The organism is Providencia vermicola (assembly GCF_010748935.1).
In the GTDB taxonomy this organism is placed as follows: Bacteria; Pseudomonadota; Gammaproteobacteria; order Enterobacterales; family Enterobacteriaceae; genus Providencia; species Providencia zhejiangensis.
In genome coordinates this window covers 1,929,709-1,946,897 of record NZ_CP048796.1, presented here as the reverse complement: position 1 = coordinate 1,946,897, position 17,189 = coordinate 1,929,709, and the positions used below count along the sequence as shown (strand labels likewise).

Annotated in this window: 21 protein-coding genes and 1 pseudogene; all 22 read right to left on the bottom strand. The window is 44.1% G+C overall.

Going from position 1 to position 17,189, the window contains the following annotated elements; all coding sequences use genetic code 11:
• Window positions 1–40 precede the first annotated feature (40 nt).
• Window positions 41–910: a hypothetical protein gene (locus tag G3341_RS08695; protein ID WP_163861299.1), complete on the bottom strand. Its 870-nt coding sequence runs from the start codon at window positions 908–910 to the stop codon at window positions 41–43.
• Between the two features lie 95 nt (window positions 911–1,005).
• Window positions 1,006–1,335 carry a phage tail protein gene (locus tag G3341_RS08690; protein WP_163861295.1) on the bottom strand — a complete coding sequence of 110 codons (330 nt, stop codon included), beginning with the start codon at window positions 1,333–1,335 and terminating at the stop codon, window positions 1,006–1,008.
• 48 nt (window positions 1,336–1,383) lie between these two features.
• Window positions 1,384–4,368: a phage tail tape measure protein gene (locus tag G3341_RS08685; RefSeq protein WP_163861292.1), complete on the bottom strand. Its 2,985-nt coding sequence runs from the start codon at window positions 4,366–4,368 to the stop codon at window positions 1,384–1,386.
• On the bottom strand, window positions 4,346–4,615 hold the full coding sequence (locus G3341_RS08680) for a phage tail assembly protein T (RefSeq protein WP_244316498.1): 270 nt from the start codon (window positions 4,613–4,615) through the stop codon (window positions 4,346–4,348). Before G3341_RS08680 ends, G3341_RS08685 begins: the two co-directional genes overlap by 23 nt.
• 65 nt (window positions 4,616–4,680) lie before the next feature.
• Window positions 4,681–5,055 carry a phage minor tail protein domain-containing protein gene (locus G3341_RS08675; RefSeq protein WP_163861288.1) on the bottom strand — a complete coding sequence of 125 codons (375 nt, stop codon included), beginning with the start codon at window positions 5,053–5,055 and terminating at the stop codon, window positions 4,681–4,683.
• An 88-nt stretch (window positions 5,056–5,143) separates the two neighbouring features.
• Window positions 5,144–5,626 (bottom strand): annotated as a pseudogene (locus G3341_RS08670) (phage tail tube protein); the annotation flags it as partial.
• An 18-nt stretch (window positions 5,627–5,644) separates the two neighbouring features.
• Window positions 5,645–6,043 carry a phage tail terminator protein gene (gene gpU, locus G3341_RS08665; protein ID WP_163861284.1) on the bottom strand — a complete coding sequence of 133 codons (399 nt, stop codon included), beginning with the start codon at window positions 6,041–6,043 and terminating at the stop codon, window positions 5,645–5,647.
• Window positions 6,043–6,594, bottom strand: coding sequence for a phage tail protein (locus G3341_RS08660; RefSeq protein ID WP_163863570.1), 552 nt, complete (start codon window positions 6,592–6,594; stop codon window positions 6,043–6,045). The genes gpU and G3341_RS08660 overlap by 1 nt, the downstream gene beginning before the upstream one ends.
• A complete protein-coding gene (locus G3341_RS08655; protein ID WP_163861281.1) occupies window positions 6,569–6,874 on the bottom strand; it encodes an ATP-binding protein in 306 nt (101 codons plus the stop codon). The genes G3341_RS08660 and G3341_RS08655 overlap by 26 nt, the downstream gene beginning before the upstream one ends.
• A 3-nt stretch (window positions 6,875–6,877) precedes the next feature.
• Window positions 6,878–7,228, bottom strand: a complete 351-nt coding sequence (locus tag G3341_RS08650) for a DUF2190 family protein (protein WP_163861279.1) — start codon at window positions 7,226–7,228, stop codon at window positions 6,878–6,880.
• Window positions 7,229–7,310: 82 nt separating this feature from the next.
• Complete coding sequence (locus G3341_RS08645) at window positions 7,311–9,353, bottom strand: ClpP-like prohead protease/major capsid protein fusion protein (RefSeq protein WP_432279734.1); 2,043 nt, start codon at window positions 9,351–9,353, stop codon at window positions 7,311–7,313.
• A complete protein-coding gene (locus G3341_RS08640; protein ID WP_163861276.1) occupies window positions 9,298–10,803 on the bottom strand; it encodes a phage portal protein in 1,506 nt (501 codons plus the stop codon). The genes G3341_RS08645 and G3341_RS08640 overlap by 56 nt, the downstream gene beginning before the upstream one ends.
• The gene (locus G3341_RS08635; RefSeq protein WP_163861273.1) at window positions 10,800–11,015 is read right to left on the bottom strand and encodes a hypothetical protein; all 216 of its coding nucleotides are present in this window, start codon (window positions 11,013–11,015) and stop codon (window positions 10,800–10,802) included. Before G3341_RS08635 ends, G3341_RS08640 begins: the two co-directional genes overlap by 4 nt.
• Window positions 11,012–13,126, bottom strand: coding sequence for a phage terminase large subunit family protein (locus G3341_RS08630; protein ID WP_163861270.1), 2,115 nt, complete (start codon window positions 13,124–13,126; stop codon window positions 11,012–11,014). The genes G3341_RS08635 and G3341_RS08630 overlap by 4 nt, the downstream gene beginning before the upstream one ends.
• Window positions 13,123–13,626: a DUF1441 family protein gene (locus tag G3341_RS08625; protein WP_163861267.1), complete on the bottom strand. Its 504-nt coding sequence runs from the start codon at window positions 13,624–13,626 to the stop codon at window positions 13,123–13,125. Before G3341_RS08625 ends, G3341_RS08630 begins: the two co-directional genes overlap by 4 nt.
• Before the next feature lie 261 nt (window positions 13,627–13,887).
• Window positions 13,888–14,136: a hypothetical protein gene (locus G3341_RS08620; protein ID WP_163861264.1), complete on the bottom strand. Its 249-nt coding sequence runs from the start codon at window positions 14,134–14,136 to the stop codon at window positions 13,888–13,890.
• 4 nt (window positions 14,137–14,140) lie between these two features.
• The gene (locus G3341_RS08615; protein WP_163860440.1) at window positions 14,141–14,836 is read right to left on the bottom strand and encodes a hypothetical protein; all 696 of its coding nucleotides are present in this window, start codon (window positions 14,834–14,836) and stop codon (window positions 14,141–14,143) included.
• A gap of 180 nt (window positions 14,837–15,016) precedes the next feature.
• Window positions 15,017–15,274 (bottom strand): hypothetical protein, encoded by a 258-nt coding sequence (locus G3341_RS08610; RefSeq protein WP_163861261.1) that lies wholly within the window; start codon window positions 15,272–15,274, stop codon window positions 15,017–15,019.
• 63 nt (window positions 15,275–15,337) lie between these two features.
• Entirely contained in the window at window positions 15,338–15,631 is a 294-nt protein-coding gene (gene lysC / locus G3341_RS20540) for an Rz1-like lysis system protein LysC (RefSeq protein WP_208852764.1), read from the bottom strand.
• Window positions 15,632–15,853: 222 nt separating this feature from the next.
• Complete coding sequence (locus G3341_RS08600) at window positions 15,854–16,282, bottom strand: structural protein (RefSeq protein ID WP_163861258.1); 429 nt, start codon at window positions 16,280–16,282, stop codon at window positions 15,854–15,856.
• A gap of 9 nt (window positions 16,283–16,291) precedes the next feature.
• Window positions 16,292–16,648, bottom strand: a complete 357-nt coding sequence (locus G3341_RS08595; RefSeq protein ID WP_244316497.1) for a hypothetical protein — start codon at window positions 16,646–16,648, stop codon at window positions 16,292–16,294.
• A complete protein-coding gene (locus G3341_RS08590; protein ID WP_140181293.1) occupies window positions 16,648–17,061 on the bottom strand; it encodes a putative holin in 414 nt (137 codons plus the stop codon). The genes G3341_RS08595 and G3341_RS08590 overlap by 1 nt, the downstream gene beginning before the upstream one ends.
• Window positions 17,062–17,189 lie beyond the last annotated feature (128 nt).

Genomic DNA, 17,189 nt, shown 5'->3' with positions numbered 1-17,189 from the left:
GGTGGTTGTGATAAAACATGATTCTATAGCTCAATCAATGTTATTCCACAAGAGCGTTTCCATTTGGATGGTAAAACATATGTATCGCGTACCCTTTTTTCCTGCTCTTGCTCATGTACACTGACGATAAGTATTTACCATCATCTGAATTTAACCACATCCTTACATCACCATTAAGATCTTCATTATCATTGCGAGCTTTATTAATTTCTTGAATTAAATCATTTCTTTTGGCAATAACATTATCTATCTCAACATATATTGCCTTTTTGTCACTAAAACAAATAGAAGCATCACCGATGAATTTTTTATTTAAACCAAAGCTAAAATTCTTCACTAAATTACATTTTAGCCCTCTATCATTTACATAAGCATCACTGGATGGTTCGATCTCAGAATTGACAAAGTTAACACTCCCTATTGATGTAATGAATTCACCCTCTTCAACTACACCACTCCATTTCATGCCAGACGGATTAACTTTATATTGTACTAACCCCTTTCCTCTGATGGGTATTTCAATAAAAATTGAATTTGCCATTCTCAGGGTTTCAATAAATTCCATATCATGGACAAAATAAGCTAAGGAGTGATCTTTGTTAAGCCTAATGTAATTATCTAACACCTTTCCTGCATTAAATTTCACTGCTATTTTGCATAACCTTTCGTTATCACAATCAAAGCGTTCGCCGATAAGATACATTCCTGAGCCTGTAGATATTTTATTATCATCACTAGAGATAACAATAGTTAAATCACCAGCAGTGCTACTGCTTAGTGGTTTAGCAGTTATGGTTGCTAGATAAGATGTCGTTCCTCGCATTTGGTCTATATCACTTTCATATTTCCACTCTGCATTAGCTCCAAATTCAACCGAAAAAAGCAGCAAGCCCAACATTAATTTTTTCATTACAATTCCCTATTTTGCATCTTTTAGATGCAGGTAATGATAACCGAGATCATCTCCAATGCCATAGATAACATAACCAAATATAGAATCTTTTGTTATGTTATAACCTCCTCAAATTCAGCGCTAATTTCAGTTTTTAGCGCTTTTTTATCTGAAGACCACTTTTTGCAAATGACCGTTATTGGTTTATTACTTTTAATTGGCTGAAAAATAAATGACTTATATCCGCCATGCTTTGCAAGAAATAATAATACCTCATCTGCTATTTGAGGTTTAAGTGACAGCATCACGTTTATTTTTCTAAGTTGATGATTAATGCCATCGGGGCTGCGTTGAGCATAACCATCACCAAATTGAGCCTCCTTGATCCTTGGGGAGAAATCCGTTTTCATTCCCGGTTTAATTGGCCAAATAAATACTTCCATTATTCCACCTCTAAAAAGCCTTCGTTCGGGAGGCTTGTGTTTCTGTGCTTAGGCGGAAAATGAACCGCCGTCACGCCGTTGGGTTCTCATGTAATCTTCTGCACCTTTTTTCGCGATGTTGTATACAGCATTTAGCGCTTGCGGTCCTATCTCCCCATTGCTACCATCATTTTGAATGGTGATATGGTTCACTTGAGAAAACCCACCAGCACTTTTATTGGCTGCTGCAATGACGCCTAACTTACCATCAGCACCTCGCCGTAATGGCAATATTGCCTCCGGCCCCGCCTCCCCCATCAAACCTGCACCACGCGCAAATGGAAACAATGTTGGCTTGGAAACGACTTGCCCACTATATGCGCTCAGTCCGGGAGCAGTATAAACACCGCCTTTAGCGTTTGGCGTAATCCCTCCAAAATCAAATAACCCACCAGCACCTACAAGAAATTTTTGTATTTGCATTTCAGCAATCATTTTAAGAATTGACACAGTAAAATCCCTAAATTTTGCTTCAGAATTAAATAAAACATTTGTCAACTGAGTGCTGAAACCACTAAGAGCCGCAGACGTCACATTTTGAATCTGAGCATTTGCATCTAATGCCACATCCTTATAATTACCCCAAGCTGTTTCCATCCCTGCTAGCCAGTCTTTACGCGCCGCATCCTCTTTATCAAAGGTGGATTGTTTAGCTGATTGAACCTTATCCCATTGCGGTGTATCACCATAAACCGAGCGAAGCTGCTCAACCTCCAAGGCTCGCTGAAGCTCTAAAGTAGATTTACCTAGAGAGTCCGTGATTGCCTTTTGCCTTGCTTCCTGCTGCTTAACATACTTATCAGCCTGATCTTGCAGTTTATTTAGATGCTCTTGTTTGGCGATTTTATCACCCAAATCTGCCAGCTGTTTTTTGCTCGCAAGAATACTTTCCTTGTTCTTAAGCAACGATTGTTCATCAAATGACAACTTACGCGTCTTGCTTGCCTCTTCCAAGACATCAAATTTAGCTTGCTCTAACTGTAAGTTTTTACGCTGCTGACTAATAAAATCAGTGGCTGTTGAATGCTGCTCGAGGAGTTTTAATTGAGCTTGAAGAGAGGTTAGCTCAGCTTGAGCGGACTCATCGTTACGAGTGCCAAGATCAGGTTTATACGCCTTACCTTTTGGTGTTTTAGCTACTCTTGGCGTTTCTCTTGATAACTCCTTCTTATAACGAATCTCTTCACGCTTAATTGATTCATCAATTATAGACTTTGAGGCGCCAGAATTTTTAATTTCGCTCAATCTTCGTTGGTGTCTATCCTCTGCATTTTCATAGTCCTTTTTTAACTTCTGATCAGCAGTAAACTGCCTTTTTTTACGCTCCTCTTCATTTCTTTCTGCTTTATCTCTAGCGGCTTTAATATCATTCTGAAATTTAATTTCCCTTAATTCAGCTAGCCGCTGCTTCCTATCATCCATTCCAAATGTATATATTGAGCCATCAAACCTAGATATATAGTCCTCTAGCCTTTTTATTTCATCTTCAGTTGTTTCCTCTCTGTCTATATCAAGCATCTTATCCCATGCTTCTTTAGCCGCATCACCAACCCAGACCCACGCCCTTTCTAGTGCTCCTAGATTTTCCTTGATTTGCTTAGTTCGATCATCCATAGCGTTAGCATAAGACTCCATGGCTAACTTAGCGGCTTCAGAACTACGCCCCTGCTCCTGCAAGGTTGTGATTTGTTCAAGCTGTGTAGCAGTCAAGAAATGTAGCGATTTATCAAGCTCCATCACTGCCTGAACAGGCTGATCTTTAAGGCGTTGAAATTGCTTTATAGTTTCATCAATCGATTGACCCGTGGCTTTTTCCATTTTAGCGGCAACATTCGCCACCATGTCCACCTGAGAACCACTAAATGAACCAGAGCCGACCACTTGAGCCAAAGCATCGGCCATTTTGTATTGCGTGATGCCATCACCCGATAAAGCCCGAGCCAGATCATTAAGTTGGCTTTTAGTTTTGCCTGCATAATTGCCAGTCAAAATCAGCTGCTTATTGTACTCACTAAGCTCTTTGGATCCTTGGTAAGCTGCAACGCCAAAGGCAGTTAGGGCACCCACGCCGCCGAACATGGCAACTTTCCACGGCGTGATCAGTGATGTAATCGCTTTTAGGGAATTACCAAAGCCACCAAATGAGTCTTTAATTTGCCCGCCCTGCTGAACCGCAACCAACCACGGTGGCATGCCAGACGCTAAAGAGGTGACAATGTCTGTCATTTGCATCGGGAGCTGACGCATAGCTTGACGATACTGACCCGAGGTCAGTGTAACCCCTTTGAGCGCTGAGTTTTGCTTTTCCAGTTTGCGAATATAAATGTCTGCGGAACTTGACACGCCAAGCTGTGCCGCTTGCAGCCGAAGCATTTCAGTGCGGGAAAGGCTTTGCTGTGTGACCTGCTCTTTTAACTTACTAATAAAGCGCTGCTTGGCTTGAGTTGCAGAGAGTTCAGCGCTCTCAGTCTCACGACTTAGCGCTGTTGCTCGGGCTTGTAATGCCGTGTACTCTTTTAGCGTTAAAAGCTCCCTATCCTTATCCTTTTGTAGTCGGATCCGTATTTCTTCAATCTCTCGTAAGCTTTTCTTTTGCTTTTCAAATTCATTGAGTTGCGTTGTATACATCTCAGTGAGGTTTGGCTTAAAAGTAAACGCCTCGCTGCTTTTTTTCTCTAATTCAGACATGAGCTGAATGTGTGAGCTAGCCACCTGAGCCGCTTCTCGTTGTAGTGCTTGCAGTGACTGTAAAGAGCGCTGCTTTGCTGATAAAGCCTCACTTTCGAGTTGTTTTGTTTGGCTTGATTGCTTTTGAAGCTTTTCCGCCTCCCGCGCCGCCATCCGGTCTAGCAAATTCTGCTGGCGCTTCATGGAGCGCTGCTGCTCACGCTCTTGCTCTTTTAACCTTCGGGCAACTCTACCGTCTTTCTCTTCAAAGTCTGTAGTATTCGCACCAATATCAATAACAAGATCAGCTATCTGTTGTTGGCTCATAACGTAGCCCTCCTGGTATTGCTGAGCCGACTAATTGTATGGCTTCGTCAGACATTTCGTTATCATCAAAATCAATATCAGTTAGCAACATAAAATCAGTCATTTCGACGTCCGCGCCACACATTGATGTAACAATTGTTCTTTGAAGCGCGGCAAATTCAGTATCAATCAATTGCGGCGTGAACGGTGTTTTGCTGAAATGCTCAATCCAATCATTGAACTCTGAAGCACTCACTTCGCTTAACATACGTCGCCAATCCGGACGCCCAAACTCACGCGCAAAGCGTAAAGCAAAAACGCGCTCACGCCGTGCTACTTTTCCAGCGGCTCGGCATCTTCATGATCATCATCTGAATTATCGTTTTGACTTGCCATGCCACTGATGTCGAGTATTGCCGCGACTGCTTCTTCTAGTGCGCTCTTCCCCCAACTAGCAGATACTTCGCTATTAATTTCATCAACATCACGCTCGCGATCGCTATTCCATAAAGAGCGAGATACCAGCCACGCCTGACTTTCCGCCAATGTGCGAATAGATTTAGCAGTCAATGCCGCGCCCTCTAACCCTTCGGACTCTTTTTCTTTTTCCACTAAAAAATCAAAGTAATCGGCGCGTTGTAATGCAGTGACCTCATACAAAACAACTGTTTTATCATGAAGATGAATTGTCTTTTTATTTAAAAACATTATGTTAGGTTCCTTTGATGGAAATAAAAAAAGCCACAATGAATGTGGCTACAACGAATGAATCACGTTAGACTTTTGGTTGAGTAACCGTTTTGCTTGCTGGCTTTTCAGGGATTTCCTCGGCAAGTGTAGGACGACCGGTGTTTTTGATTTTAACGGTGCGAGTGATCGTCTCTTTGATAGGGATGGTTTTTCCTAATCCGCTCACCCAACCTTTAAATAAATCAAGCGCACCATTCGGATACATGATTTTATAAAAACGAGGCTGACCATCATCAAACCATTTAACAAGATCTTTTTGCCCTTCCTCGCCCGGCAGCCAAGCTAAAGTAACGCTGGTTTCACCTGATGATTTTTCACCTTGTGTGGTATTTTCCCAATCCCCATTGGGATCATCTAAGTAACTGTCATCTTCACTTGCAGCGGTGATCTCTCCCGGTTCAAGATTTTTGACTTTACCAAGTCGTGTGAACCCTGTTTCGGCAAACGGATCTTTCGTTGGGTCGTCTGTTCCCGTGTAAATCCACAGTGTTGTGCCAGCGCCTTTAGTCGGTTCTAGCGGATTTGGCATGATTGGCATATGCGCCCCTTACATTTCATATTCAATAAAATAGGTGAGATCAACCGATGCCCAGTACGACATTTCATCGTCACGGGCATAGCTAAACCCTTGTTGTGTGATGCTATCGATCGCTTCACCCAGTCGTTTCATCCCAGCGACGGCGGGAAACAATTTACTTTCTACCCACTCATCAAGTTTGGCGTCCGGCTGTGAAGACTTAAGAAATAATTCAATATGCAAAACTGCGTTCCAGCCATTGGTATCAAGGTACTTGGGTGATGGCTGCACATCGGTGAGATAAACAGCAATGACGGGAAACTCGTTTTCATTGATACTGACCACTCGCCCATCATAGATGGTCGCCTCCCCAACAAAGGGCTTAAGGCCGTCTATTACGATATTGCGGATCTTGGTGTGCTTTATCACTACCCCCCCTTAAAATGCAGTTTTAGCTGATGATTGATCGCGTACGTCATTTCTTTCCCATAATCATCCTCTCGCACCTTTATCGCATGCTCTTCAAATGCGTCCGTTAACGGCTTGGTGAGGGGGATTTTTACCACCTCAATGGGGTATCGACTTTGCCCCACGCGCTGTAGCACATGCCAACGACCATTATTCAGTTGTTGAATAAAGGCGCCTTTAAATGTAAACCGTCCTACCTTTAACGTACTGGTTTGCGCCATACCACGGCGCCGAGATAGCTGCATGCGCGCGGTGCCCAGAGCAATTGCCGGTAAATTACCTCGGTTTACAGTCAACCTTGCCTTGGGCGTGCTGTGTTGAGTACTCGCTCGCCTGATACGGACACGTTTTCGGATAATTTTTTGAGGAATTCGGGTTTCTTTTGCCACTTGCTTGACGCTTCGACTCACCGCCCTTGAGGCTACACGATTGATCGCTTGTGCTGTTGCCGTGGGGACAATGCTGTCATTCAGTAAGCGTAAGCGCCTAATCGCCTCTTGTGCTCCCTTCATCATCGGCATTCTCAACAAAAATTAACCATTTCCCGTTAAATCGCTGATATCGGGTCACGGTATAGGTAAGATCATCCGCAACAACAATGTCTCTTGGCCTTGGCTTGTATTCCTCAGAAAACACTACGTAGGAGATGCCATCACCGTTAATTGGCCCCATTTCAGGCAAAAAATGAGATTCCACACCCACATAGGCTTTTTCATTAATGATGATGGATTTTCCGAATCGCTTTGCTGTTGTTGCATCCACACGATCCATTAAGCGCTCAAACGCCCCCATCGATTAGCCGCCCGCCGCTGCTGCGGTCGCAGGGAAAACATTGAGCTTAACCGGCACCAATTCTGCGCTAGCTTCTGCGGCTTCCCACGTAACACCCACTGGAACGCCCCCTTTATCAGCCACAATGCCTTTATCGGCGGTCACGGCCTGACCCGCTGTTAAAGCAACGCCCGTTTTTTTCTTCAGCAAAAAAACACCTTCAGCAAAACCATCACCGGTTCCACCTGCATCAATATTCGTTGCAGCAACGCAAGCTAACGCGCCCACCATCACTAGATCGCCACTGAGAATGGCGGTTGTACCGGTATTTTTAATCTCAACCGTTAAGCCTTGTTGTTGATAATTCTTAGCCATAACTTCTCCTTCCGGCTCCGAAAAGCCGGATTTTAGATATAAAAAAAGCCCGTTAGGGCGAGATGAGTTTGTTTATCCCAAATTACTCCGCTTCAACGCGAAGCAAACCACGGTAATCAACCGGTGCAACACCGGCATCAATACGCACTTTCGTGGTAACACCGTCAGAAGTAAAGCCTTCTTGCTGGTCAATATAAGGTGTATCAACACCATTCAAATACGCCACTTCAATGGTGTCCGTACCTTTTGCCGAGGCCATGTACCACGTGGTATCACTCTGATCATCTAAACGCGGCTCGGTGATAATCTCCGCAATATTGCGGATAGGATTGATGATATTCGCGTTCACATCCGCTCCTTTTACACTGCCTGAGCCAACAACCTGAGTGGCGGCGATTTCTAGCGCGGTTGGTACGAGCATAAAAGCAGGGCGAATATTTAACGTACGGGAACCTTCTTTTTGCTTGCGCATGGCCGTTCTGCCGTTACCAATGGTAGCGACGTCCATGCCGCCTTTGATGCTGTTGTTATGATCTGCACTAAAGAGAGGCTTACTGTCAGATTGCATTTTTTCATTTTTGGTCAGAATAACGTAAACCAAATCGCCAATGGTCGCTTTCGCCGCGCGACCTAGCTTCATTGGAACATCGGTTAACATTGACATGTCATCATTGATAATCGCCTGGCGTGAAATGCTAAAAAGCTCCCCGTAGGTGGCAAGTGCAATCGTCTCTTTTTTGTCACTCGTGGTGACATATTTATACTCTGCCCCCTCACGAACCGTACGAAGTGAATTAAAACCGCCCATCCCCACTCGATGCGCGACTTTAAAATCACTGAGCTGCCCTTTCTTCGTCCATAGATCAAAGGTTTCTTCCGCCTCATTCCAGCCCTGTAGAATGGATTTATTGGCGACATCCAGCAAAATATTACCGAAATCAGAAGTCGTATGTGTAAAGGCCATTGCGATCATTTGCATTGGGTTGTAACTTGCAACTCCTACACCGCGATCGGACAGTGACATACGCGCTAATTCACGCAGTGTCATGCAGTTATAAGGGTTGTCTGCTTGCGCTTCGTCATAGCCAGCTCGGGTCATCAGCGATGCGCGAACGCTGTCACCCACAATATTTCCGTTATTGGCATAAATATGAGCACCGTAATCGACGGTGTTCGTTGGTGTTGCTTCCTGCGCTAATTTATTGAGTAATTTATTTCTAGCATCCTCAATTGAGCAGTTCACATCAAGCGCGCACTCCATCATCATGTCATCATGCTTACCGCCAAACATCGCAAACAAGTCCTTAATCCCGTTCATGCGAGCCTGCTCAGCCTGTCGCGCTTGAGCTTGAATATCGGCAGTGTTCGGTTGCGGTGTATTGGTTGAGTTTTGTGGTTGCGGTGCTGGATCATTAACGGGCGCAATGGTGTTTTTTGGTTTTGTTAGGCTGTTTTTTAATGGATTTGGCATGGATTTAAATTCCTCAATGCGTTTGGATGAAAGACTGGCCATAGCTTTGACTGGCTCAATCACAGTATTAGCAAAACCGTGCTCCACGCACTCTTCTGCCGTCAACCACGTCTCCTCGCCGAGCATGGCTTCAATTTCTTCTTTCGTTTTCCCTGTTTTTTCCATGTAGGCGGGAATTAAGACGTTTTCCACTTTATCGAGCAGGTCGGCGTAATCACGCATATCATTCGCATCCCCCCACGAAACGCCCCATGGTTTATGGATCATCATCATGGCGTTGGTTGGCATAATGATTTCAGTGCCCACCATGGCAATGACCGATGCCATTGATGCGGCTAACCCATCGATATACACCGTAATAGTGGCGTTGTGGTTTTTGAGTTGATTGTAAATCGCGATACCCTCAAACACCTCACCACCGGGCGAATGTATATGCAGGTTGATGTGGTTAATGTTGCCAAGAGAAATTAAGTCTTCGGTAAATCGCCGAGCACTGATCCCCCACCCGCCAATTTCGTCATAAATATAAATATCAGCCGAAGTCTCGCTGGTTGCTTTCATTTGAAACCAACTTTTGTCCGGTGCTGACGCTAACGGCTTACTCATCTTCGTACTGTTTTTCGGCGGTACGAGGTGTTCGTTCTTCTTTCGCATTGTCACTACCTTTGTCATGCGCTGGATCAGTATCAAAAACTAGCCCAAGTCGCTCATTTTCATCAATTTCCGCTTTACGGCGGCGTTTAACTTCCGCTGGATTGCCGCCTCGCGCGCGAACCCAATCACTTTCAGATGCTGCACCCCCGCGAATTTGCGCCTTCCACGCATTTGACTCTTTCAATGGATCAATCCATGGCATGACAGGACCGCTATACGTCGCGTTATAGAGTGATGCCAACTCAACATCCGGAGGAACAACAATCACACCCGAAGAGATGGCCATTTGTAGCCATTGACGGTAAATAGGCCGACTCATTGAACCGCAAAAGGTATCTTGCAGGATGTAATATCCTTCAAATGACTCCACCAGCTCTTGCCGCTGGGCGCTGTAAGTGCCGTTATAGTCACGTGCGATACTGGAATAACTTCCTCGGCTCCCTGCCGCCACTGCTCTCAATTGCCCGTTTCGGAAATTTTCTAAGTTTTGATTGGGTCGGTCTGATTTGATCATGCCGACCTCTTCGCCCGGCCTTAACCCGTCGTAGATAATCCCCGGAGCAATATCAATGTGCCGGTCACCATATTCTTCGTCTGTATCGTAGGTGCCTGCATCCCCTTTTTTAATGTACATTCCCAAAGAGGCAGCAATACGGGCGGCGGTCAGTTCGGCATCTTCATAATCTTTCAGTGAACTTAAACGCATTAAAATGCCAGAAAACAAACTATTTCCACGCAACTGATGCAAGCGACGCACATATTTAAGGTGAAGCATGTTTTCTGCTTGGATAGATTTTAAATCTCCCATTTGCTGACCGGCAGTGAGTAAGTTTTTATACACTAGATAAGATTTGGGTCGCCCCCACTCATTAAGCTCAATACCCTGCCGGATCCCCTTGCTTGGGTTATCAAGGTGTATCGGCACAAAGTCAGGCTCCAACCCCTCAAGCCAAAAAGGAATACTCGCTTGTTTATTAAGCCCTTTTTGATTGCCTTTAACGACCTGCGCAAAAACCTCCCCATCTCGCAACCATGTTCTGACTAGCATTCTCTCCAGCATCGGGCGCGTATATTGCCCAGTGACGTCTGGCTTTATCGACCATTCAGACCATGCAGCCCTAATTTGCCCTGCTAGCGCATCGTGAATTTGCCCCGTTTTCGAAAGCGGCTGAGGCTCTACAATGATCCCCTTGCCGCCAACAATGCGCTCTTCCATTTTGTCGAGAATGCCAATCACCAAATCATGATTATTATCGAGCCAACGCGCTTGCTCCCGAAGCGATTGACCCGCGATTTGTGTTAACTGGTTGGCATTGCGGTTTTCTCGCCGCGCCTTATGTAATCGAGAGGGCATTGCGGCTTCATACGCTAGAATTTGCGCCCGAGAGCGTAGCCGATTTCTCGCCCATCCCGGAGAGACGACGGATATCGCCTTGTCAAGAAAATTCATTGAAACCTCGCTAACTTATAGCCGGGCGATCTGCGACTCGCCGCACTACTTTGTAAATATCGCCGCTCCCAATACTCTCGCCCCTTGATAATCTCACTGAGGTTCTCCATGGTCATTGATTGCCCGTTGAGACTAATGCTTTTCCCCTCTAGCACTCCCATTTCAGCCTCAAAGTACTTATCTAACATTTGTTTAATTTGCTCGCGGGTCATACCCAGCCTCCTGACGTTTCAGAAACAGGTACCCATGCCGAGCTAGAGACTGGCGTAGAATCTGTTTTTTCGGGTGAAGTTTGAATAGATGGTGGTGCAATGACTGTTGATTTCGGTGCCATTAACGGATTATCGCGATTTATGTCAGGCAATTGCGCCCATTTTGGCGGATTTTCCCACTTGATTTTTTCATATCCAAGTAAAATAACTAACGCATGCGCATAAACCATTAAGTCAAAAGCCTCGTTAGCTCCCTTGCCCGGCTTAGCCCATTTCCCATTGCTGTCGCGCTCCTCGTACGTCAACTCATCGTAGAAAGAATCATCAAGCCAGTCCGGAAAATGAATATAGTTATTACCTACCGTCTGCCGCCCTAAATGCGAAGAAATACGATCTTTTAATTCATTGGTTTGCAATAAATAAATAGGGACATCACCACGCGCTTTGGCGCGACGATCGGAGCGTTCCGTGTTATCGGGGTAAGATTTAGTGATTAGCTTGCTTTTAGCTTTACCATCACCTTTAAAGAGATATACACGACGAGCAAGCCCCTCTTTTTTGCATTTACGCCAAAATTGATAAGCGTTATCGGTCACCCCCTCTTCACCGCCGGTGTCTATCGCCATGCTATGAATGCCCATTTCAATTTCGTTACCATCTTGAAGTGGGTAGGTTTTATCGAGAACGTCAGTAATCAATACTTTCCAATCTTCCGCGTATGATGACGGGTCAATTTTTTGAGCTTCACCATCATCATTAAAGCGCAAGGAACGCGTAATATCGAAACGGTCTATTATCCAGCGCTCTCCTCTTGCGCCATAGCCAATCACTTGAACAACAAATCGACGCTTCTTGCCACCTTGCACGTCAACGGTTGCCACGAGAAAGCGCACACCATCAGGCACTACGCCATAATCCCAATACTCGGCGCGCAATTTGAGATCATCACCACTTCGTTGCTCTTGGCTAATTTTCGGTAAATAGGCTTGCCCCCAGTCCGTATTAATGACTGATTTTAACGTTTCTTCACTGCCTGTTTTTTCATACTCTTGCTCAGCATTGAGTAAGTTATAAACTAACTTTTCCCATGTTTGATAAGCCGCTGCGGGGCCTTCCATCCAAAAAGAAGCAATTCGTGATTCTCTTGGCTCGCCAGTAATGGTGCCCTGACTATCAATGGATTGCCCCTCTCTAAGCCAAATCCCTTTATTATTAAGTTCCCGCTTTTGCTCTGGCTCAATGATCCCCATGCAATGAGGACATTGTAAACGCGCCGCTTTACTCCCTTTTGTTGGGTCATCGCCTTCGGAGAAGCCCACCATATTTTCACGAATGGGTAGAAAATATTCAGAGCAATGTGGACAAGGCCAATACCAGCGACGACGATCACCGCGATTATAAAGTGACAAAATACCGGTTGTTGGTGGGGCCTCATGCGGTGTTTTGGCTCGCCATTTGCTGTCTGTAATTTCTCGACCGGGGGAGCTTTCTGCCAGCGTTTTCCCAGCTGACATAAAAGTGGTTGTCCGTTTTGAACCTAGCGTATAAACATCACCTTCGTTATCAACATCCTCTGTAATGCGGTCATAATCAGTAATTGCGACGAATTTATAATCTGATGATGAAAGTACATTTACCGAAGGCCAGCCAATTTTTAAATAATTGCCCGCCTTAAATGTTTTATCATGGACGTTATTATCATTACGGTGCGGGCTTAATCGCTTAGCCACTTCCCTACTTGACCTGAATGTCCTATCTAGGCGCTTTTTGGAGTGTTCCCTCGCCTTTTCTTCGGAAACTTGGACAAGTAAAAAATCAGCGGGATCACAAACAATAACGTAGACAATCCAACCATCAACAAGCCCGAGCGATTTACCTGTTCGTGCGGGTCCGACAAATATCACGGAATCATATCGACGATCTGCCAAGCAATTCATTGGTTCAATGATGTAGGGTGTTAACGAGTCATCCCACGGAATGGAAGACCCCTCCCCCATGGGCACTCGCATGTATTTCTTAACCGCCTTTGCAATAGGCATTCTGCGCGGAGCTTTTAGTAACGCGGCAACATCTTTTCTCACGCCGGATGCAGAGGCATAACGCACTGTCATTCTTCAGGATCCTCCGCATCCAAAACCTTGCTGGCCAAAATATCACGCAACTCATCAACAATAATTTGTGCTTCTGTTAGTTGCTCGGCGTTCCAGCCTTTATCGCGCTCCAATTTGTCTGGCCATGTATCTAACACTTGGGTAATTGCTTTTACCAATACCGCCATCTCCAAATGCACATCAGCCACCGGCACCAGTTGTTTAAGTGTGGTTTCGAGCTTTATCCGTTCGTTTTCAGACTGGAACCAGTCTTTACGATCTTTCGGCAGCATTTGTGATGGGTCTTGAAAGCTATTCTTATTCGCGTCAGGGTCGGCACCAAAAAGTATCGGGCCAATATCCCGTAAAGCATAAACGGGATTTCCCCGAACGGTATTTGCAATGGGAGTATTTGCATCGAGCAATCGCTTTTTAACTGTACCGCGATTTAAGCCGAATGCTTCAGCAATCTTAGCCACGCTCCAGTTGTAGGCGTCCCCCAGATTGCTGATGTTGGACATTGACACCTCACTCTGTCAGGTGAAAACTGATATTTTTATTTATTATCAGATAGATATAACATATTGAGGTGACAGCTCATTTTGAAAACTGTCACCTCAATATTGATATTAGCAAATTAAATCAACCGGTTAGCGCACCTGCTGCTGACAGCATGAAAATTTGAAAATGAGCCGTTTCCCGCGAGCACGCCGCCCCGTGGAGAAGGCACCCCCTCGGGAGTACCTTTTGAGTTTCTTGCAGAGCCAATCAGTTTCAATGAGTTAAGATTTTTTTCTGGTTGCAATCAGCCCATCAACAATCTTTTGCTGATCAGCTATATCAGCATTAATTAATGCTCTCTGCTTATCTATCTCAATCAACCGACTAGCACACTCTATTTGACCGTCACTACCAGTACTGCAATTTACTATTGCTGTCTTTGTTAAGTGAAGAAGGATAAGTTTTGATATCGACTTAAATAAATCAGGGTCTGATTCATGAAGCCGCTGCAATAATGGCTTTCTGCTCATATAATCATCTCCAAATAGATCTGGCTCCGTCTATTTCTTTTTGCATTTGCAGAAGTCTATTATTAGCAGCGGCTTCACTCCGAATCATTGAAGCGCGTATATCCGCAAGCGAAGAATACAATTGACTAAGCTCGCTTTCTACTATCCGCCTAAGCTCTTGAAACTCTTCACGACTAACGGGTGGATTTATATCAATAACCTTATCCAGCGCAGCGATAACTGCTTTGTTGCCACTGCTATGAAGGGTTTCTCTTATTCTATCTAGTATTCCAGTGGCACCGGTTTCTTTTATCTCGCGATCTGTATCATCGAGCTTAGCCATCGAAGATAACTGGTCATCGTTATGATTAACACCAGTGGTCACCTTAAGCAGCGCTTGCTCTGTCCCCTCTATTGCGCCTTTTTCCGCTGCTTGTCGCAGTGCGTCATCTATTGCAGGGCACTGTACTTTTGCTATTGCAGGGCCTTGTACTTTTGCGCTTGTGATTGTTCCGCTTGTAACTAACGTTTCATTAATAAGCACTTGACCGCTTGCAATAAAGAACTTATCAGCACTAAAGCCGACACTTGCTGGCTGCTTCAATCCTGCACTAACCATCAGACCTTCAATACGTTTTAATTGTGCTTCCAGCTTATCTAAGTCAGTGCTATCGACTGATATCTTTATAGATAGGGTGGCTATTTCTTTTTTATCTGACATGACTGTCTCCATAAATGAAAAAGCCACCAGCGGTTAACTGATGGCTATTTGGAATATTATTCTAACTGTTTGCGAGGTGAGTGATTAAACCCCCGTAAATTTTAAGACCTAAAACTATTCGCTAAATATAAAACTCTATCAATGCCACTCAATGAATAGCATTTGTAGAATTAAATAAAATCAATCTTTAAGTATCCTGATGAGAGAAAATACTGAAGTTATAAGCACGGCAGATAAAGTAAGAACTAACCAGTAATCCAAAGGAAGGTCAAACTTTATCCACATATACATGGCATCTGCTATATAGGTAATCATTGCTGCTGATATTAAAATAAAAAACAACAAAAAATGTTTATATGTAACCTTGGATTTTATTTGATGCCGAATCAGTACTACACAGGCAAATAGAACAAAAATAAAAACTAAAGTATCACGCATATATACTCTCAAATGAATAACAATTAAATACAGTATATATGCTACTAACTAGATTATCTTAAATTATCTTGCTCTTTCTGCCTCAATCTCTCGAATGGCTTTCTTATCTAAATTGCACTTTGCAATTGAATTCATCGCATCTACTAGCAACTGTGACATATCTTTCCAGTCCATTTTTTCTGGGATATCAGGTTGCTCACAATCAGCGGTTAGATGTGGGGGCAATGGAACCGGCTGAACGGGAATCAATTTCTCTTTTGTAGCTCCGCAACTCACTAACAACATCATTGGGAACAGCAGTATTAGCGCACTCATTGTCTTTGAGTGCTGTTTTGATAACAGTCTTAACTTTGACATGTTCTGAGTCCTCAAATTGCTTTGCTTTGATGTTGTCGAGTGATGTTTGATAGTGAAGAGTAATTGCTGATTGAGTTACTCTGTTCAATAGCTGACTTGTCGATAGTTTGCTGTTTAGCGATTTGTTTTCACTTGTTAGTTTCTGATTCTCAGTAATAGTCCAATTAAGGACACCGCCGAGGATCATCACACCAACTAATGTAAAAACTTGCATTTTCCAGTTCACAACAAGCTCCACGCTTTTTCGAACGTAGCCTCGCTGTAGGGCTGATAACCCAATTCAACACTGACAATTGCCGTTGCTAATGCAATGCCTGTTTTCTTATCAGTAGTATTGATGTGATCATTGATTCCGACACCGATAGAAGTAGCCGCACGATTAATATAACTGGAAGTATTGTTTTCAATCGGGGGCGCGTACTTGTTAATGATTGCTGATACAGAATTCAGTCCATATTTACGCTGGTAAGTTTGCAGTAATTTATAGATAGCTCGAATGCCATATTCAGCTGAGACAAAACGACAAAAGCGTTTTTCTATAGCAGGATCATGTGGTAATTGCCCTTGCCATTTATTCGCTGGGTTATAATCAATATTGCCTGGGTTATTGTTGCGTTCGCCTCGTGCGATTTTTCGTTGCTGATTATTCATATAGCCGCCTTAACGAAGAAAAGGCCGCTTAATAAGCAGCCAGAGTGATTTTAGTTTTTCGAAGAAATGACGGATAACAACAACTGACATGATGTTTCCACCCGCCGAGAAGATCACCAGAAACATAACACCGTTAAATAAGACATCCGATGGTGCTGACACTCGGTCACCAACGGTTGTTTCATAGATCTTGTAGATCCAGCAAATAAATAGCGCTGTACCCACAATAGAATCACGAAACTTTTTATAGCGACAAAGAAACACAGTGACTGCTGAGCCTGTCATAAACAGTATGTCAGTAGCCCCGAGTGGATTCTGTTTACACCAACTAATGATGTCATTACCAAATAAGAGAAGGTTTTCCATTAGGAACCTCCTTTATTGCGCCAGTCTTTTATCGCTTGAGTGATGGTGCTGAAGTTCTTATCTATCGATGTCATGATCCGGCTAAATAGCTTTCTCAAATTATCCTTGTTTGCCATTAAGACGAGAACGGGAATCAATAGTGCTGAAATAGCAATCGCCGTTATCTTAGGGCTAATATCCCAATTCCATATCTGTGCAATAACATCTGAGGCTTCTTTAGCGATTAATATCCCTGCACCAAGTGCAAGAATGAAATGTAAGATTTTTCGTCGGTTATTGTCTTTTGATGCAATAACGGAAGCTGAGGCACCAATAATCGCCCCAAGAACTACACCATAGTCGGCACCCACAAGGAGACCGCCCATAGCGCCACCGCCAGCAGCACCGAGGGTGATACCTAATGATGTGCTCATTTGTGTTTCTCTTAGTTAATTGAAAGCCACCAGCAATAGCAGCTAGAACTGAATAAGTGACGGGCGCAACTCCGCCTTATGCGCAGCTATCGATTTCTCTGCATGAGGTTTTCGATAAGTTAATGAAA

Bases quoted from the DNA above. Each gene is read 5' to 3' on its own strand.
- G3341_RS08695 (WP_163861299.1), bottom strand. From the start codon at position 910: ATGAAAAAATTAATGTTGGGCTTGCTGCTTTTTTCGGTTGAATTTGGA.
- G3341_RS08690 (WP_163861295.1), bottom strand. From the start codon at position 1,335: ATGGAAGTATTTATTTGGCCAATTAAACCGGGAATGAAAACGGATTTC.
- G3341_RS08685 (WP_163861292.1), bottom strand. From the start codon at position 4,368: ATGAGCCAACAACAGATAGCTGATCTTGTTATTGATATTGGTGCGAAT.
- G3341_RS08680 (WP_244316498.1), bottom strand. From the start codon at position 4,615: ATGTTAAGCGAAGTGAGTGCTTCAGAGTTCAATGATTGGATTGAGCAT.
- G3341_RS08675 (WP_163861288.1), bottom strand. From the start codon at position 5,055: ATGTTTTTAAATAAAAAGACAATTCATCTTCATGATAAAACAGTTGTT.
- G3341_RS08660 (WP_163863570.1), bottom strand. From the start codon at position 6,594: ATGAAGGGAGCACAAGAGGCGATTAGGCGCTTACGCTTACTGAATGAC.
- G3341_RS08655 (WP_163861281.1), bottom strand. From the start codon at position 6,874: ATGGGGGCGTTTGAGCGCTTAATGGATCGTGTGGATGCAACAACAGCA.
- G3341_RS08650 (WP_163861279.1), bottom strand. From the start codon at position 7,228: ATGGCTAAGAATTATCAACAACAAGGCTTAACGGTTGAGATTAAAAAT.
- G3341_RS08645 (WP_432279734.1), bottom strand. From the start codon at position 9,353: ATGCGAAAGAAGAACGAACACCTCGTACCGCCGAAAAACAGTACGAAG.
- G3341_RS08640 (WP_163861276.1), bottom strand. From the start codon at position 10,803: ATGAATTTTCTTGACAAGGCGATATCCGTCGTCTCTCCGGGATGGGCG.
- G3341_RS08635 (WP_163861273.1), bottom strand. From the start codon at position 11,015: ATGACCCGCGAGCAAATTAAACAAATGTTAGATAAGTACTTTGAGGCT.
- G3341_RS08630 (WP_163861270.1), bottom strand. From the start codon at position 13,126: ATGACAGTGCGTTATGCCTCTGCATCCGGCGTGAGAAAAGATGTTGCC.
- G3341_RS08625 (WP_163861267.1), bottom strand. From the start codon at position 13,626: ATGTCCAACATCAGCAATCTGGGGGACGCCTACAACTGGAGCGTGGCT.
- G3341_RS08620 (WP_163861264.1), bottom strand. From the start codon at position 14,136: ATGAGCAGAAAGCCATTATTGCAGCGGCTTCATGAATCAGACCCTGAT.
- G3341_RS08615 (WP_163860440.1), bottom strand. From the start codon at position 14,836: ATGTCAGATAAAAAAGAAATAGCCACCCTATCTATAAAGATATCAGTC.
- G3341_RS08610 (WP_163861261.1), bottom strand. From the start codon at position 15,274: ATGCGTGATACTTTAGTTTTTATTTTTGTTCTATTTGCCTGTGTAGTA.
- lysC (WP_208852764.1), bottom strand. From the start codon at position 15,631: ATGTCAAAGTTAAGACTGTTATCAAAACAGCACTCAAAGACAATGAGT.
- G3341_RS08600 (WP_163861258.1), bottom strand. From the start codon at position 16,282: ATGAATAATCAGCAACGAAAAATCGCACGAGGCGAACGCAACAATAAC.
- G3341_RS08595 (WP_244316497.1), bottom strand. From the start codon at position 16,648: ATGGAAAACCTTCTCTTATTTGGTAATGACATCATTAGTTGGTGTAAA.
- G3341_RS08590 (WP_140181293.1), bottom strand. From the start codon at position 17,061: ATGAGCACATCATTAGGTATCACCCTCGGTGCTGCTGGCGGTGGCGCT.